Source organism: Acidobacteriota bacterium (assembly GCA_016700075.1).
In the GTDB taxonomy this organism is placed as follows: domain Bacteria; phylum Acidobacteriota; class Blastocatellia; order Pyrinomonadales; family Pyrinomonadaceae; genus OLB17.
Genome location: CP065000.1, coordinates 1,015,646 through 1,032,537, shown reverse-complemented (window position 1 = coordinate 1,032,537; position 16,892 = coordinate 1,015,646). Strand labels below are relative to the sequence as shown.

Annotated in this window: 17 protein-coding genes; 10 read left to right on the top strand and 7 right to left on the bottom strand. The window is 53.9% G+C overall.

Features of this window, described 5'->3' with window-relative positions:
• Nucleotides 1–124: 124 nt before the first annotated feature.
• The 5 genes from nadB to aroA form a co-directional block, all read right to left on the bottom strand.
• Nucleotides 125–1,729: an L-aspartate oxidase gene (gene nadB / locus IPM50_04685; protein QQS33879.1), complete on the bottom strand. Its 1,605-nt coding sequence runs from the start codon at nucleotides 1,727–1,729 to the stop codon at nucleotides 125–127.
• 54 nt (nucleotides 1,730–1,783) lie between these two features.
• Nucleotides 1,784–2,158, bottom strand: coding sequence for a LysM peptidoglycan-binding domain-containing protein (locus IPM50_04680; GenBank protein QQS33878.1), 375 nt, complete (start codon nucleotides 2,156–2,158; stop codon nucleotides 1,784–1,786).
• 20 nt (nucleotides 2,159–2,178) lie between these two features.
• Nucleotides 2,179–2,655, bottom strand: coding sequence for a BON domain-containing protein (locus IPM50_04675; protein QQS33877.1), 477 nt, complete (start codon nucleotides 2,653–2,655; stop codon nucleotides 2,179–2,181).
• Between the two features lie 188 nt (nucleotides 2,656–2,843).
• Nucleotides 2,844–3,359 carry a hypothetical protein gene (locus tag IPM50_04670; protein ID QQS33876.1) on the bottom strand — a complete coding sequence of 172 codons (516 nt, stop codon included), beginning with the start codon at nucleotides 3,357–3,359 and terminating at the stop codon, nucleotides 2,844–2,846.
• Nucleotides 3,360–3,362: 3 nt separating this feature from the next.
• Entirely contained in the window at nucleotides 3,363–4,622 is a 1,260-nt protein-coding gene (aroA, locus tag IPM50_04665) for a 3-phosphoshikimate 1-carboxyvinyltransferase (protein QQS33875.1), read from the bottom strand.
• Between the two features lie 91 nt (nucleotides 4,623–4,713).
• Between aroA and IPM50_04660 the strand changes: the two genes are divergently transcribed.
• The 5 genes from IPM50_04660 to prmA all read left to right on the top strand — a co-directional run bounded on the left by IPM50_04660 (nucleotide 4,714) and on the right by prmA (nucleotide 9,292).
• Nucleotides 4,714–5,109, top strand: a complete 396-nt coding sequence (locus IPM50_04660; GenBank protein ID QQS33874.1) for an ATP-binding protein — start codon at nucleotides 4,714–4,716, stop codon at nucleotides 5,107–5,109.
• 87 nt (nucleotides 5,110–5,196) lie between these two features.
• Nucleotides 5,197–5,544, top strand: a complete 348-nt coding sequence (locus tag IPM50_04655) for an STAS domain-containing protein (protein ID QQS33873.1) — start codon at nucleotides 5,197–5,199, stop codon at nucleotides 5,542–5,544.
• Nucleotides 5,545–5,701: 157 nt separating this feature from the next.
• Nucleotides 5,702–7,492 (top strand): hypothetical protein, encoded by a 1,791-nt coding sequence (locus tag IPM50_04650; protein ID QQS33872.1) that lies wholly within the window; start codon nucleotides 5,702–5,704, stop codon nucleotides 7,490–7,492.
• A 43-nt stretch (nucleotides 7,493–7,535) separates the two neighbouring features.
• Nucleotides 7,536–8,435: a GTPase Era gene (gene era, locus IPM50_04645; protein ID QQS33871.1), complete on the top strand. Its 900-nt coding sequence runs from the start codon at nucleotides 7,536–7,538 to the stop codon at nucleotides 8,433–8,435.
• Entirely contained in the window at nucleotides 8,432–9,292 is an 861-nt protein-coding gene (gene prmA, locus IPM50_04640) for a 50S ribosomal protein L11 methyltransferase (GenBank protein QQS33870.1), read from the top strand. The genes era and prmA overlap by 4 nt, the downstream gene beginning before the upstream one ends.
• On the opposite strand, the gene IPM50_04635 is transcribed toward prmA, so the two are convergent.
• The gene (locus IPM50_04635) at nucleotides 9,289–11,241 is read right to left on the bottom strand and encodes a hypothetical protein (GenBank protein QQS33869.1); all 1,953 of its coding nucleotides are present in this window, start codon (nucleotides 11,239–11,241) and stop codon (nucleotides 9,289–9,291) included. The two genes, prmA and IPM50_04635, sit on opposite strands and share 4 nt — an antisense overlap.
• A gap of 67 nt (nucleotides 11,242–11,308) precedes the next feature.
• The gene (locus IPM50_04630; protein QQS33868.1) at nucleotides 11,309–11,767 is read right to left on the bottom strand and encodes a ribonuclease HI; all 459 of its coding nucleotides are present in this window, start codon (nucleotides 11,765–11,767) and stop codon (nucleotides 11,309–11,311) included.
• 94 nt (nucleotides 11,768–11,861) lie between these two features.
• On the opposite strand from IPM50_04630, the gene rmuC reads away from it, so the two are divergent.
• From rmuC to IPM50_04605, 5 genes are read left to right on the top strand one after another with little or no spacing between them, the layout of a single operon-like run.
• Complete coding sequence (gene rmuC, locus IPM50_04625; protein QQS33867.1) at nucleotides 11,862–13,427, top strand: DNA recombination protein RmuC; 1,566 nt, start codon at nucleotides 11,862–11,864, stop codon at nucleotides 13,425–13,427.
• 8 nt (nucleotides 13,428–13,435) lie between these two features.
• Nucleotides 13,436–13,957: a hypothetical protein gene (locus IPM50_04620; GenBank protein ID QQS33866.1), complete on the top strand. Its 522-nt coding sequence runs from the start codon at nucleotides 13,436–13,438 to the stop codon at nucleotides 13,955–13,957.
• Between the two features lies 1 nt (nucleotide 13,958).
• Nucleotides 13,959–14,714 carry a tryptophan-rich sensory protein gene (locus IPM50_04615; GenBank protein QQS33865.1) on the top strand — a complete coding sequence of 252 codons (756 nt, stop codon included), beginning with the start codon at nucleotides 13,959–13,961 and terminating at the stop codon, nucleotides 14,712–14,714.
• A complete protein-coding gene (gene aroE, locus IPM50_04610; GenBank protein QQS33864.1) occupies nucleotides 14,711–16,189 on the top strand; it encodes a shikimate dehydrogenase in 1,479 nt (492 codons plus the stop codon). Before IPM50_04615 ends, aroE begins: the two co-directional genes overlap by 4 nt.
• Nucleotides 16,171–16,890 carry a zf-TFIIB domain-containing protein gene (locus IPM50_04605; protein QQS33863.1) on the top strand — a complete coding sequence of 240 codons (720 nt, stop codon included), beginning with the start codon at nucleotides 16,171–16,173 and terminating at the stop codon, nucleotides 16,888–16,890. The genes aroE and IPM50_04605 overlap by 19 nt, the downstream gene beginning before the upstream one ends.
• The last annotated feature ends 2 nt before the right edge of the window (nucleotides 16,891–16,892 follow it).

The window sequence follows — 16,892 nt, the reverse complement described above, 5'->3', positions numbered from 1 at the left end:
GATTCTTCTGCGTTCAGGACACCTCGAAAAGAGAGTTAAACTGGAAACATCAGTATAAACGAAAACGGACGGCGCTGTAAGGGTTATTCGACGGATTGTTATGAAATACGGACGCCGCAAAATGTCAGCGATCTCGACTGAGATCTATACGACGGGCGGATCCGATGTCCGAACCGATCGATTGTATGGAATGAACACGAAATCGATCGTCTGTTTCCGGAAAATCCGTTCTGTAATGACCACCTCGCGATTCTTCACGCCAAAGTGCTCCTCGGGAAACAAGCGCGGCAAGCGTGACGAAATTACGCGATGCACGGTCGATACGTCCGGCTGCGATCTGATCCAATTCGGTGAGGGCCCGCTGTATGGATGCTTTGTCCCGCAATATGCCGACGCGTTCCCACATTATTCGCTTGACGCGCTTTTTTACAGCTATAGATATAGCGGAGCGAGACGGGATCATCGTGCGTTTGGCGGTCGGACGATCAGGGATGCCGACCGCAAGGCCTTTGGAATCTTCCAATGCTGCTGCTCCCGCACGAGCTCCGAAAACGAGCCCTTCGAGCAGCGAATTTGACGCTAGCCGATTGGCTCCGTGAACACCGGTGCACGAGACCTCGCCTGCAGCGTAAAGGCCGGGAAGGGTACTGCGTCCCCAAAGGTCGGTCCGGATACCGCCCATGCAGTAATGCGATGCGGGCGAGACGGGCAGCATGGCCTCTGCCATGTTCAGGCCAAATCTCAGGCAGACCTCGTTAATTTTCGGAAAGCGTTCACGGAGGAATTCTCCGTCGAATGCTGTCATATCCAGATATACGTGACGCGAGCCGGTTCGCCGCATTTCGGCAACGATCGAACGCGAAACGATGTCACGCGGGGCGAGTTCGAGCCTTTCGTCGTATCGCTGCATGAAACGGTCGCCATTTATGTTTCGCAGGACGCCGCCTTCGCCTCGCATAGCCTCCGACAATAAAAAACGCGGCGCATTCGGCAGACTCAGCGCAGTCGGGTGGAATTGAACGAACTCCATATCGGCCATTTCGGCGCCGGCCAGATATGCCATTGCCATACCGTCGCCGGTTGCCACGTCAGGATTGGTGGTGTGCTGATAAAGCTGGCCGGCTCCGCCTGTACACATGATGACGGCCTTGGCGTAAACTTCTTTAGGTGCACGCAGTATCGGATCGAGATAGCGTACACCTACGCAGCGGCCGTCACTGACCAAGAGCCCGTCCGTATTTGCGAAAGCAAGCAGATTGATGCTTTTTTCACGGCCCGCACGCGCGATCAAAGAGCGGACGAATTCGGCTCCGGTAGCGTCGCCGTGAGCGTGAAGGATGCGGTTCCTTGAGTGAGCTGCTTCGCGTGTAAAGATCAGCGAACCGCCGTCACGATCAAATTCCGTTCCCCAATCGATCAGCTCCCGTATATAACGTGTCCCCTCCGATACCAAGATCTCGACGGCTTGTTCATCGCAGAGCCCTGCGCCGGCGACAAGTGTGTCGCCCTCATGCAGATTCGCCGAATCGTCCTCGGACAGGACAACTGCAACGCCGCCCTGGGCATATTCGGTATTCGATTCGCTGGCTTTGTCCTTTGTCAGGACGGTGACATTTGCACCTGTTTGGGCGAGTTCGATAGCTGCACGTAATCCGGCGACGCCGCTGCCAACAACAATGAAATCCGTAACAAGAGACACTAACGAGAATCTACCAAATCGCGCAGACACAAAAAAGCCCGACCGAAAGTTCGGACGGGCTTTCGTATTGACTTAGGTCAAACCTTAGGACGGGATCTTCAGTTCCTGGCCCGGATGAATAAGGTCAGGGTTGCTGAGAATGTCGCGATTTGCGTCGAAGATCTCTTTCCATGTGATGCCATATTTGGCCGCGATCTTGCTCAGATTGTCGCCGGAAACGACAGTATAAGTGTTCGCACCGCCGCCGGCAGCGTCTGCAGCCGAGATGCTCAAAACGAGATCGTTCGACTGAAAGTCCGGGTCGAGCCTTTCATATTCTGCCCATAGCTCAGCCTTTGCCTCAGAACTGGGAGCAGAACCGGTGATGTGAAGCACGCCGTCGACCTCGCTCAATTCATAGGTGGTGCCGTTCGCGTTGGCCAACTCGAGCAGAGAAACGTATTTTTCCTGTAATGACATAATTTTCTACCTCCGTGTCCTTATTTGTTGAGGTTGTTTACCATCTTCTTCGGTTTGGCATCGGCGATGACCTCTTGGACCTTCATCACCTTATCTTTGTCGACCTTCCCTGAGAAAGTGACCTCGCCGTCCTTGACCTCGATCTTCACGCCCTCAATACCGGCCTTCTTTAGGCCTTCATTAATGGTGCCTTCGAGCATCTTGTCGTCTGCGACAGGCGGCGGAGTCGGAAGCGGCTTGAGTGTGACGCTGTTCGTAACGCTCTTAACGCCCTCAACACCCTTGACCGCAGCTTCTGCTTTGCTCTTGACGGTCGCATCCGCGACTTCGCCGGTCAGCGTGGCAACTCCGTCCTTGACCGTAACCGTTACGCCCGTTACTTTTTCAGCGGCAAGCTTATCAGTAGCGGCCTTTGTAACATCTGCATCGCTCTTGCCGCAAGCACTCAAAAAGAGGGCCGCTGCAAGCATCGTGATTGTCAAAACTTTAAGTTTCATAAATTCCTCCGTATCCAGAAAAGACTAATTAAATCTCGGCCGCGAGTTCCGAGATCCGGAAGCCGGGCCTTTTGAATCAGCTCTTGGTTGATCAGAACCTATCTGATCCGGCCGCAAAGGCCGCAGTTAATTCAATACCGATATTTTCTTGTAGTTCGGATGATTTAGCAATCCTGCCTTGATGAAAATTAACCAAAAATTTCGTCCGCTATATTCTTTGCCACATCGAACGAAGTATGTCCCGGCCTAATTACAAAATGCCAATCGGCCAGGCAGTAAACTGACTGTCGTTCGTCAAAGAGCTTTCTTGCATTTTCTTTGTCCCGAGCCAGCGGACGCTCCTTGTGCGAATAGGTTATGTTCAGCCAGCAGTGTTCGAACGTAGCCTCGAGCCAAACCGATGTATAGCCGTGATCTTTGAGCATTTTGCGATTCAATTGTGTCGTCCAGGCGCCGCCGCCGAGTGAAATAATGCGAGGGTTATTTGAGGCAAGAAGCTTGGATAGGCATTCGGTCTCAAGTTTTCGGTAATAGTCGACACCCATGGTGTCGATCAGAGCGACGATCTTTTGCTGCTCCTCCTGCTCAATAAAATGATCGAGGTCAATATGTTTTGTTTTGATGAGACGCGACAAATGACGTGCGACGCTGGATTTTCCAACACCCATAAAGCCCGTAAGAGCTATTTTTGTCCCTTTTCTCATCTCTTATCTTTTGGTTACCGACTCCAGTATATCGAAAAAACCGGGGTACGAGATATCGACACATTCTGCGTTCTGGACTAGGACGCTGTTTTCAGCGAGCAAAGCGGCTACCGCGAAGGCCATCGCAATACGATGGTCACCGAAAGATCTGGCGTATTGACCCCGCAGACGGGTTCGTTCGACGCTGAAGCCGTCCGAATATTCCACCGGTATCGCTTTCAGCCAAGTGAGATTCTCGACGATCGCAGAGATACGGTCACATTCTTTTTTGCGAAGCTCGCCTGCATCGCGCACCTCTATACCGCCCTCGACCTGCGTGCCGGCGACCGCCAATATCGGTATCTCGTCTATTAGTGCTCCGACCTTTGATCCTGAGATGTGGATCTTCCCGCTCAATTTTTCCGGAGCAGTAACGGTGATATTACCTAACGGCTCAGGTCCTTTGGTTGTTAATTTCTCGATGTCTATTTTTACGCCGATCTCTCGCAGAACATTCAGAAATTCAGTTCTTGTCGGATTTATGCCTACGTTCTTTATCCCGAGACGCGATCCAGGCAGACAGCCGGCGGCCGCGATAAAGAATGCTGCCGATGATATGTCGCCGGGAATGTCCACGTTCCTTGCGGTCAGCTTCGATCCGCCCAAGCTATTCAGATCAGCTCCGAACCATTCGAGCATCCGTTCGGTATGGTCACGTGTCGGGATCGGTTCGATGACGCGGGTCGAGCCTTCGGCATTGAGGCCGGCCAGCATGATGCACGATTTCACCTGTGCCGACGCGACGTCGGGTGTATATTCTATGGCTCTCAGCGGGAGTCGGCTGCGCATTTTGAGCGGAGCAGTATTGAATGGCGACAACAGCATTGCCTTCATCCGGGCGAGAGGCGCGATTATCCTGTTCATCGGCCGCTTCTTAAGCGACTCGTCGCCGGTCAATACTGACTCGAAACTCTGGCCCGCAAGTATTCCTGCCAGCAGACGCAGTGTCGTTCCGCTGTTGCCGCAGTCGAGCGGGCCGATCGGCTTTTGAAACCCTTGCTTGCCGACGCCGGTGATAGTTACGGTAGTGCCCGAAACCTCGATCGGAACACCAAGCTCCCAAAGGCATTTCAATGTCGAGGCACAGTCACGGCCCGATGCGTAATTCCGTATCACTGTAGTTCCCTCGGCCATCGCGGCGATCATCGCCGCCCGATGAGATATAGACTTATCGCCGGGAACCGTTATGCTGCCTTCGAGGCGTTTTGCAGGAAGCACTCGCATTGTTTAAATCATAGAATGATTCCGTACCGGTTGTCTTGACAGTCGGCAGATTAAATCGCTAACTTGTTTGCAACGTATTGTGCGACAGCAAATGACCTCATTACCGAGCCGGATCGAGTCGGTGGATACCGCCGCCGAGATCGCCGCTGTTTTTGTCAAGGAATGCGGTCACGGAGATGAGTTTGCGTATGCCATCGATCTGGCGGTCCGCGAATCGATAGCGAACGCCGTCAAGCACGGCAACAAATTTGACGAGAACAAGAACGTCGACCTTACACTCTCGGCATCGGACGGCAATGTTGAAATTCTGGTGAGGGATCACGGGTCCGGTTTTTCACCGGAGGAAATTCCTGACCCGACCGACCCGGAAAATTTGCTCAAGGCCAGCGGCAGGGGCATTCTTTTCATGCGTTCGTTCATGGATATGGTCGAGTGGGAAGATGCCGAAGACGGCGGCGTCATAGTCAGAATGAGAAAAGGAAGTTAAATTTGCGGTCTCAAATGGACTTTGCTGTGAACTATCGTCTAAAATCACGTTTTAGCATTAAATTCGATAAACCTTTAGGAGATAAAAATGTCTGATATCACGATCTCGGAACGCCAGGCGGGCGATGTAACGATCCTCGACCTGTCAGGAAAAGTAACCATTGGCGAGGGCAGTGTGGCACTTCGCAATGCTATTCGAAAACTCTTGGGTGACGGAAAGAACAAGATCGTCCTGAACCTCGGAAATGTCGGCTACATTGATTCGAGCGGCATTGGAGAACTCGTTTCCAGCTTTACGGCGGTCAAGAAGGAGGGCGGCACGCTCAAACTTCTCCACCTGACGCAGAAGATCCAAGATCTGCTTGCGATCACCAAATTGCTCACCGTTTTTGATACGTTCGATGATGAGGCCTCGGCACTCAGCAGCTTTGACTAAAGCTCGAGGTATTTGATTCTCTCTGTTTGGGCGGGTGCTTAGCGATAGGCACCCGCCCTTTCTATCTTTTCAAGAGCTTATCTGCGGGCCGGCAGTTCGGCGTGCATCTTGCAACGAATAGAATTCATCCACTATTCTTGAGATTCTTGTGTGATCTATGCGTAAAGCTTTCTTGCCGGTCCTGTTTTTATTGTCGTCAGTTGCTGCCGTCGCCCAGGCGCCGGGCTCGGGTTTTGACCTTTCAAATTACGGTGTCCGCATACAGCCAGACAAACGCCTAATAGTCGTCCTCGCAACGTTGGAAATGGCATCGGCTCGAACTGCGGACGGCCGGGATCAAAAGCTGATCAATACGCCGCTCACCGAAAAAGGCGAGCGATTTCGTGAGCAGCTCCTAGCCGACAACGCAGGATTGAACGAGGATCTTCGGAGACGTATATCGTTGTTCGTTCAGAATTACAAGAGGCGAAATCCGCAGATGTCTGACGCCGAGATAGTGTCGCCGTTCGTCTCTATGGCGTACGCACTTACTCCGGTGCCGGAACTTGCTGATCCGGTGATAACGAACGACCTGCCGGGCCGGCTGCTCGACGTGCTTGATTTCGCCCCGCTTGTCCGCGAATTCTACCGTCGATCATCGATCAGCTCAAAGCTCGAAGACTACGCCAAAACTTATCTGACCGATACCGATCCGCTTCTTCGTCCTTCATCGCGGGCGATGGTCAGCGAGTTGCTGGAGTATTTGAACACCAGGCCGCAGCTTTCCGTCGTTGAGCGCGTCAATGTTGAAACACAGAAAGCAAAAGGCCGCCCTAACACGACCATCAGAAAGACCGAGTTGAAGTCCTCGGATCGGCGATTCTACATCGTTCCCGAGAAACTTGCCTCAAAAGGGAACATCGTCTTTTTGAATATTCGAGACGATTATTATGTGGTCGTGCCGCCGGACACCGACATGCGTTTTTCGGAGGCACGCCGTGCATTTCTGCAGTTCGTCCTCGACCCGATAGTTTTTACAAATGCAAAGGAAGTGGGGCCGATCCGCGAATGGGCTCGGCCGCTGCTGGAGGACCTTAGGAAAACCGATACCAATATCTCACCGGACATCTTCCTCACTATGACGAGGTCGCTCGTTGCCGCTGTTGACGTCAGAAATGGCGAGTTCGAACATGTCGCGCTTGCAACTGCCCGTTCGAGGGAGAGCATCGCAGAACTCAAGACAGACGAGGAAAAGAGAGCTGTGGTCGCTGAACTCGACCGATTCAAGTCGTCTCTCGCCGATGAATCGGCACTTCGGCTTTGGGAAGACTATCAGCGTGGCGCTGTGCTTTCATTCTTTTTCGCAGAGCAGCTGAAAGGCGTTGAAGAATCGGGTTTTGATATTGCGAATTCGCTCCGCGAGATGATCGCGGCGTTCGATCCTATCAAGGAAACTGGCCGAGTTTTGGCTTCGTCCGAAGCTCGCCAAAGGGCAATTGCCGCCCGTGAATTGCGGCGTGCGACCAATGAACGCGGCACAGTATCGGAAAACCCCGTCACGTCGAAATTGCTTGACATACAGAAGCTCATTGATTCCCGAGACCTTGCAAAAGCGGCGAGCGAGTTGAAGAAACTTTCGACTGATAACCCCAACGATCCGCGTGTCTTTTACAACATCGGCCGTGTCGCGGCATTGGCGGCCGCAACCATCGAGGACCCCGAACAGCAGGAGGCGAAGCTGCTCGAAGCACAAGTTGCATACAGCAATGTAATTCGGACAGCCACAGCGGCGACCGACCGTGCGCTGCTTTCTCTGACATACGTAGCCTTGGGAAGGATCTACGAACATTTCAATGACAACGGCTATGCCATGCGGCTATATGATGAGGCCATAAAATTAGACGACGTGGCAGGCGGTGCGTTCCGCGACGCAATTGCCGCAAAGCAGCGTTTGCTGCGCCAGCAGTAAGGCCGCTTAGTTTTGATCACGATAGTTTGTTACTGTTTAGACGATGTCGAATGATGACTTTCGCAGCGGCTATGTTGCGCTTATCGGGCGGCCGAATGCGGGCAAATCCACACTCCTGAACCGATTGGTCGGCGAAAAGATCGCCGCTGTCTCAAATAAGCCGCAGACAACGAGATATCGAATAAAGGGTGTTGTGAACCGGCCCGGAGGACAGATGGTCTTCATCGATACGCCCGGCATTCACAAGCCGGGGTTTCTTCTGAACAGGCGGATGATGGCCGCCGTTCATGATGCGATACAGACCGTGGACCTCATTGTCCTGATGCGGGATGCCACTGTTTCAACAGGTAACGGCGACCGGTTCGTTTTAGATCTCGTCAAACGATCCGAGCGGCCCGCGATACTGGTATTGAACAAGGTCGATAAACTTCGCGAGAGAGGCCTGCTGCTGCCTCTCATTGATCTTTACCGCAAGGAATACGATTTTAAGGAAGTGATCCCGATCTCGGCCCTTAAAGATCAGGAACTCGACGTTCTTACGGGATCGATCCTCCAAAACCTTCCGGCGGGAGAGCCCATTTTCACAGATGACGAACTCACGGATCAGCCGCTCCGCAATATCGTCGCTGAAATGGTGAGGGAAAAGATATTGCTCACTACAGGTGACGAAATACCTTATGTAACCGCGGTAGCCACAGAGGTTTTCGATGAGACGGAGCCGGGACTCACGCGGATCTATTGCGTTATCTACGTCGAGAGGCCGTCTCAGAAGAAGATAATTATCGGAAAGCAGGGAGCGAGGCTGCGGGACGTCGGCACAAAGGCACGCGAAGATATTGAGAGGCTTTTAGGGACAAAGGTTTATCTGAAGCTTTTCGTTAAGGTCGTCGGCGACTGGCGAAATCAGCCGAGGTCATTGAATGAGGTCGGAGTGGTCGAATGAAAAGCTGGTTTGCCGCAGACGTTCGTGTTTCTGCCGAAAGTGCCGAAGCGGCCGAGTCCGCTCTATCTGAATGCGGGGCATCCGGAACAGAGATCGACCTGCTCGGGCGCGGATCGGCGGATTCCGTGATCGTAACAGGGTATTTTGATGAAGAGCCCGATGCAGATGCGATCCGGGAAGCGGTCGAAAACGAACTCCTGATATACGGAATCTCACGCAATGAGGCTGCAGGTGTCGCGATCCGAGCCGTCGCGGAGCAGGATTGGCTTGCCGAGTGGAAACGGCATTGGCAGCCTGTGGCCGCGGGGCGCTTCATAATTGCTCCAACGTGGTTTGACCAACACGAGGCTGATGCGATCGTCATCCGCATCGATCCGGGCATGGCGTTCGGTACTGGTACGCATGATACGACGAAACTCTGCTTGGAGGCGATCGGTGAACATGTTTCAAATAACACGTCATTTCTCGATGTAGGGACGGGGACGGGAATTCTGTCGATCGCTGCCGCAAAGCTCGGCGCGACGCCGATCCGAGCATGCGACACTGATACGGATTCCGTGGCGATAGCCGTCGAGAACTGTGAGCTGAATGGTGTCGCAGATCAGATAGATATCTCCGAAGGCTCAGTCACACACGATACTCCGGCTGCAGATGTTGTCGCGGCAAACCTTACACTCGATGTGATCCTGCCCATATTGCCCTTGCTGTTGAGTGCTTCAAAAAAGGTGCTGATCTTGTCGGGCATTCTGGCGGAACAGCGATCATCTATTGAAGCGGAGCTGAAAAGGTTTGGCGCAGACGAATTTAGTGTTTACGAGTCGGGAGAATGGATCTCTGTTGTTGTTTCCCGAGCCTAAGGCCTGGTGGGCGTTGCCGGTGGAATATCTCCGTCATCCGTGATCGTGATCAGCGGTACCCGCCGCTGCGGCCGCGTTCTCGTTGAAGGCCGCAAGATCGGAATGTTGCGAGGCAGACTGATGGTTTTCGGCGAAAGAGCGTCGGTTCGCCTTAATATCGTCCCTCCGCGGCCCGCTACCCAGACGTTCTTTCCGCCTCTGTAAACCACCGCCTGAAGGAGTTTGCCGGTTATGTTGGGCTGGATCTGCCACGTTGTTCCGGCATCTTCCGTTATCATGACGGCTCCCTGTTCGCCTACTGCGACGGCGGAACCGCGGCCGAATGCTTGTACGGCGAACAGATTCACCGCGATCGAAGATTCTCTGTCCTGCCAGGTTTCGCCGCCGTCCGAAGTGTAGAGCACTACGCCCGCAGAGCCGACCGCGAAACCATGGCGCTCGTCATAAAAACTGAGAGAGTAGAGATTTTCGCGGATGTTTGTTTTCACGGTTGACCATTTTAAACCTCCGTCGTCAGTTCGAATTATCGTTCCGCCGCCGCCGACGGCCATACCGCGTTTTTCATCAATAAACTGAACCGCTTCAAGCCATTGCCGTGTGCCCGATTCGAATTGCTCCCAATACGCGCCCGCAGATTCAGATCGAATGACCATCCCGCCTTCGCCAACCGCCCAGCCGAGTTTCTCGTTAACAAAAAACACTGCCGAAAGGTCCTCGGTGATGTTTGAAACTCCCTTGCCCCAACTTGCTCCGCCGTTGTTCGTTCGGAGCACGGTGCCGCGGTCACCCACGATCCAACCGCGCTCGCCATTCGCGAAATAGACCGAGTTCAGTCCGCGGTCGGTGTCGGAAAAAACCGGCAGCCAGGCGTTGCCGCCGTCGTTCGTGATCCAAATTCGCCCTCGAGAACCGACCGCGGTTCCGGTCTCATTGTCGGTGAAGAAAAGCTCGTTCACATCTTCGCGGCCTCCTTCACTCAAACGCTGCCAGCCGAAGCCGCCGTCACTGGTGCGAATGATGAGGCCGTTCTCGCCAACTGCCCATCCGGAAATTCTGTCCGCCAAATGGACGGAAATGAGCCGCGGATTCGTGCGAACGCTTATGGGCAACCAACTGCGTCCGGCGTCGCCTGAGATCCAAATGAGGCCGTTCGCGTCGGCGATGACACCGTAGCTTTCATCGGCGAATGAAACCGAGAGCAGATCTGCTTGGCTGAAAATATTGACTCCTGACCATGCGGCGCCCCCGTCCGCACTTCGCCCGACACAGCCCGAGTAGCCGACAACGACAATTTCGCTGTCGCTTAATATGGCCGCGTCCGTGATCAACGAATTACCGCACGGAAATGCGGTTGACCAGGTTTCGCCGCGGTCATGTGTTACGGCGACAAATCCGTTGGTGCCAACAGCGACAGCCGAATCGCCGCGGGCGGCGATGTTGAGGAGATTTTCGCCGGTTTTTGGGCCCGCATCGTTCCAGGTCAAACCGCCGTCGGTCGAGAGAAGCACGCGTCCATAAGTGCCGGCGGCCCAGCCGATCCTCTTGTCAACGCCTGTGAATTCGATACTCGAGAAATGGTCGCGTGCCGGCGTTGGGACACGTTTCCATGCCTTGCCGCCATTCGTCGTATTTAGTATCGTGCCGCGGACGCCGACAGCAAATGCGTTCTTTGCATCTCGAACAAAGACATCTGAAAGTGTCGTGTCAACGGGGGCCGCCCGTCTGGTCCATGTAAAACCGCCGTCCTGTGTGCCTAAAATGGTATTGTCTGAGCCGACCGCAAATCCGTGCAGTTTATCATCCGCAAAATGTATCGAATAAAGCGGATTGCCTTGGGGCAGTGGGTTTTGCCAAGCCCAGCCTGAGCCGCCGCGAGTCTGCCCGGCAGCTGTGACCGTAATGCCGGCGAAAGCGGCTATCAGCAAGAATGTGCGAAATCCAAAGTTCAAGGTCGGTCAGTGGCCGCGATCGACAGCCGGGCGAAATGATAATTAGATGCGGAAATGGCTTTCGCGTTCACAATTCAGTTACGCCGATGTCCGCAGCGGTTTCATCGAAAAGCACTTCGTCTATATGTCCAAGTTTAGCCGTTTTGCGTGCCAACAGGTCGGCTTTCTCCTGCAGTTCGTGGCCGTCATGGCCTTTTGTCCATTCCCAGGTGATCTTGTGCGGAGCCGCTGCCGCGTCAAGACGCCGCCACCAGTCGTGGTTGGTCTTTTTCCTAAAATTACCCGTCATCGTTTCCACGACATACCTTGAATCAGACAGTAGGCGGACCTTTGCCGGGCCTTTCAGCTTTTCAAGCCCGATAGCGGCGGCGGCGATCTCAGCCTGCTGGTTCGTAGCATCGCCGAGATACTCGCCGAACGCTTTCCAATATCCCTTGTAGCCGAGTATTGCCACCGCTGCGGCGCGCGCTTTCCCGCTGCCGTTGCCTAGGCTCGATCCGTCGCATACGATGGTCACGGATTTCATATACTCTCGAAATAGGATAGACACGGCGGCGGGATTAATAAAGCCACGCTGATGATGTAAGCTATGATTTGATCAAAGAAAAGGCGATCTGCTCATGGAGAATCCACTTTACATTGCAATTGCTGCGTTGATCGGCGGCCTCATCGTCGGCGGAGCCGTCGGGTATTTGATCGCTGCACGTCGTGCCGCCGCGGCGATGAGCGATGCAGCGAGATTCGAGGCTGAGGCCGCTGCCGCACGCAGCCGAATTGCGGATACAGAATCGCAGATCAAGCAACTCGCGGAAAGGGACGCACGTCAGCAGGAGAGGCTGATCGAGACCGAGCGGGCCAAAACGAAAGCTGAGACGGAGCTCGCGGAAATGCAGGAGGCGGTCGAAAAGACCGGTTTGCGAACGGCCGAACTGGAAACCGAGATACGCCGTCTGAGCGAACAGGCCGTTCAATTAAAGACCTCTAACGCGGATCTGAACGCAAAATATAATGAGGCGGTAAAAGCCATCGAAGAGCAGAAGAAATTCATCGTCGAGGCGAACGAAAAGCTGCGTGAAGCGTTTGAATCACTGTCTTCCGAGGCACTTCGCAGAAATAATTCGTCGTTTCTCGAAATGGCTAAACAAACGCTCGAAAGCCAGACGAAAGAATCTGCCGCTGAACTTGAAAAGCGAAAACAGGCGATCGAGCACCTCGTCAAACCGCTCGGCGATTCGCTGTCGCAGTTCGACAAAAAGCTCGGCGAGATCGAGCTAAAACGCGAAGGTGCTTACGTTGAGATGCGCACCTTGCTCGATGCCATCAAGAGCACGACGAACGAACTAGGCGAGGGCACAAAACAGCTAGTCGGCGCACTGAAAACATCGCATGTCCGCGGGAAATACGGCGAGATCAGCCTGCGGCGCGTTGTTGAGGTCGCCGGTTTGTCGCCGTACTGCGATTTTCAGGAGCAGACAAGCCTGGCGACCGACGAAGGAAAGCTCCGCCCCGACATGATCATCTCGCTGCCCGGGGGCAGGCGGCTGATATTGGATTCAAAGGTCCCGCTGGCAGCGTATATGCGTGCTTTTGAGACGGAGCATGATGACGAAAGGGTCCGCGAGCTTGGCGAACACGCAAAAGCCGTGCGCAAACACCTCGGCGATCTGAGCAAAAAATCCTATTGGGAGCAACTGCCTGACACGGTCGATTTCGTTGTGATGTATATGCAGATCGAATCGTCATTCGGTGCGGCTCTGATGGCCGATCCAAAACTGATCGAGGACGGCATCAATAACCAAATTGTCCTCGCAACGCCATCGACGCTGATAACAATGCTGCGAACGGTCGGATTCCTGTGGCAGCAGGAGCGCATGGCAGAAAGCATCTATGAAATGCGTGATGCGGGCATCGAACTTTACAAACGCACAACGACGCTTCTTGACCATTTCGCGAGCGTCGGGACGAACCTGGGCCGTGCAGTTAACAGTTACAATCAAGCCGTGGGTTCGCTGGAATCGCGGTTCATCACGCAGCTTGAGACCATCAAGAAGATTAGCGGGACGCTGGCAAAAGAGAACATCCCGACGCTTAAGCCTATCGAAACGGCTATCCGTCCGGTCACGAAATCACTCGGCCCGGGCGACGATGATAGTGTAATAGAACTTCCGATGGCGGAGGCTAACTGAGTTTCGTTATGAAGATCTATTTTTCACTTTTCTTGCTATTTTCAGCTGTGGTTTCTGCTTCGGCTCAATCGAAACAGACGGCAAACACTCTGAAACTCGATGAAGGGTCCGCCGGAGCCGCCGCGACTATCACAGATCTTAAGTGGCTCGCCGGCACCTGGTCCGGCACGGGCTTGGGCGGATCCATCGAAGAGATCTGGAGCGAGCCGCAGAACGGAGTGATGATGGGAATGTTTCGGCTTTTTAGCGAAGGGAAACTCTCATTCTATGAATTCATGGTCCTCGAAGAGCGAAACGGCAGCCTTGTAATGCGGCTGAAACATTTCGCCCCCGATCTCGTCGGCTGGGAAGAAAAAGACAAGACCGTAGATTTTCCTTTCATTAAGAAGGACAGCAAGAGATATTACTTCAACGGGCTTACTTTTGAACCGCGGGGCGATGTGATGGACCTATTTCTTGCAATGAGGTCCGGCGACGGAAGTTTTAGAGAAGCAAAATTTGTGTACAAGCGCATGAGATCGGGAAAATAGTATGCTCGCAGTCAAGATCCAGTCTTACATCGTGGTCATCGCGACGACCGTTGTTCTTTGGGTCAATTATCTCGCGACGACCGGCCGGTTGAATAATATCGATACCGCTGTCATCTCGGATAAATATCCAACGGTTTTGACACCGGCGGGGTATGCCTTTGCGATATGGAGCCTGATCTACGCGGGTTTGATCGCGTTTTCGATATATCAGCTTTTCAAGCTCGACTGTGTTCGCTATCGCCGCGTCAGGCCGCTTTATCTTTTGAGCTGTTTTCTCAATGCCTTGTGGCTGTGGCTCTGGCATCAGGAAATGCTGGTCGCCTGTTTGATCGTGATAGCGGCGCTGTTCCTGACGGCGCTTTCGATCGCGGTGATGTTTCGAAATACCGATTCGCCCGCGGACACGCTGATCGCGCGCGGAACCTTCGGGCTTTACGCAGGCTGGCTCACGGCGGCTACGCTGGTAAATCTATCGATCGTGATCAAAGCGAGCGGTGCCGAGCTGTCATCGCTGACGTGGAACCTTATCGCGGTCGCATGCCTGTTGGCAGCCACCACGATGGCAGTTTTTGTGCGGTTCGCGTTCCGCAATTTTCTGTATCCGCTCGCCATCGCGTGGGCGGCGACGGCCATCGCCGTGAAACAAAGCGGTAACACTGCAGTTGTTGTCGCTGCTGCGCTGTGCGTCATTGTGTCGCTGATCATGTCCATAAGTTTCGTGATGGACAAGAAGGGAATGGCTGTGAGGGGCGCGTGAAGATATGCGTTTCGATCGGCGAAGCGACCGCCGCTGCGGTTCTGCTAAGGCTTGAAGCGTCTTCTGAGGCTGACCTTTTCGAGGTCAGGTTCGATTATCTTCCGCAGAGCGAACGCAACGAATTGGTCCGGCTGTTATCCGAAAACTCAATTCGATCAAAGGTCATCGCAACCCTTCGTCCGAGAGCAGAGGGCGGCCGTGCCGAATTATCTCGCGAAGATCGCATCACGTTTTTTAACAAACTACAAGGTTATTTCGCCTGTGACCTAGAAGAAGATATCGCCCACATATCGCTCGAGGCCAAGAAAAAGATCGTCTCGTTTCACGATCATTCCGGCGTTCCTATTGATATTTCGGCAACATTCGACCGTCTCGCCTCTTTCAGCCCAAATATTATAAAGATCGCCTGCACCGTCGATGACGCCGCGTACACATTGGCGCTGTGGAAATTGTTCGGTCACGCAATAGATAAAGGCATCGGTGTGGTGGCGATCGCAATGGGCGAAGCCGGGAAGTGGACACGCATTCTCGGCCCCGCGTTCGGTGCACCGATTGCCTACGCCGCTTACGATAATGGCACTGCCACTGCTCCAGGACAATTTTCATTTTCTGAGTTAACCGTTAGATATCGAATAAAGGAAATTACGCCAAATACTGCCGTATTCGGCGTCATCGGCGATCCTGTTTCGTCGTCGCTGTCGCCTGCGATGCACAATGCGGCATTTGCGGCGAATGGCGACGACGCCGTCTTTGTGCAGTTTCAGGTTAAGGATATCGAGGCATTCTTTCGTCGGATGGTTCTAACTGATACGCGTGAGGTCGGTCTCAATTTTCGAGGATTTGCCGTCACAATGCCGCATAAACTTGCTGTAATGCCGCTGCTCGACGGCATTGACGCCGCCGCGCGAGCAATCGGTGCTGTGAATACTGTTGAGTTCGCCGATGGTAAACTCATTGGCCGAAACACTGATGCCGCGGGCTTTGTCGCTCCGCTTTTGTCGCGGTACGGCGATATCGCGGGCATGCGTTTTGCCGTGATCGGTGCGGGCGGGGCGGCACGGGCATGCGTTTACGCTCTTCAGCGGTCAGGGGCAGAGACGGTAGTCTTTGCTCGCGATGTCGCTGGGGCAACCGCCGCATTTGAGAGTTTTTCCAACACCATCATGCCGATCGACCGGAACGTCTCCTTAGAGGGATTTGACGTCGTAGTAAATGCAACGCCTGTCGGCATGAACGGTGAGATATTGCTTTCCGCTGATCAGATCTCGGGTGTAAGATGCGTGTATGACCTGATCACAAAAGATACTCCGTTGATCGCTGAGGCACGCGATACGGAAATTGACATCATTGGCGGAAGAGAGATGTTATTGGAGCAGGGAATTCTGCAGTACGAAATGTGGTTGAAAAGGGAAGCACCGCGTGAGGTAATGCGGCTTGCGATAGAAACGGAGGAAAGATGGGAGTCGAAGCCTTAAATTGCCCAAACTGTGGTGCGGGAGTCGATAGCGACGCCTCGCAATGCACATTTTGCAAAACGCGGCTGAAAACGGTCGCATGCCCGAAATGCTTTGGGCTGATGTTTGTCGGAAGTCGATTCTGCGGCCATTGCGGCGCCATCGCGGCTCCGGTCGGCATCTCGCCCGACGGCGACAAGACCGAATGTCCGCGATGCAAGGTGCGCCTCGAAACGCTCTCGATCGGCGATACCAGCTTTCGCGGCTGTACGAAGTGCGATGGCATGTGGATGATGACCGCCGATTTTGAGAACGTCTGCGCCGAACGCGAACGCCAAGCAGCGATCTTTTCATTTCTCGACGCACGCGGCGTCCGCCCGCAGATCATGACAAAGGTAAATTATGTCCCGTGTCCGGACTGCGGCGAGTTGATGAACCGCAAGAATTTTGCGCGTTCGTCGGGCGTTATAGTGGACGTCTGCCGCGATCACGGCGTGTGGTTCGATGCGGACGAGCTGCCCGCGATCATCGAATTCATACGTGCAGGCGGTATGGACCGCGCCCGTGAAAAAGAGAAAATGGCTATCGAGCAGCAGCGTGCAAAACTCCGCGACGAAATGAGCCGGCAGGCCTTGACCGATCGTCGTTTTGGGGCTTCGTCAGGTGTCGATCCTGACGAAGGCCTTAACATCAGGGCTTTTGTACGGTCGCTTTTCGGCTAGAA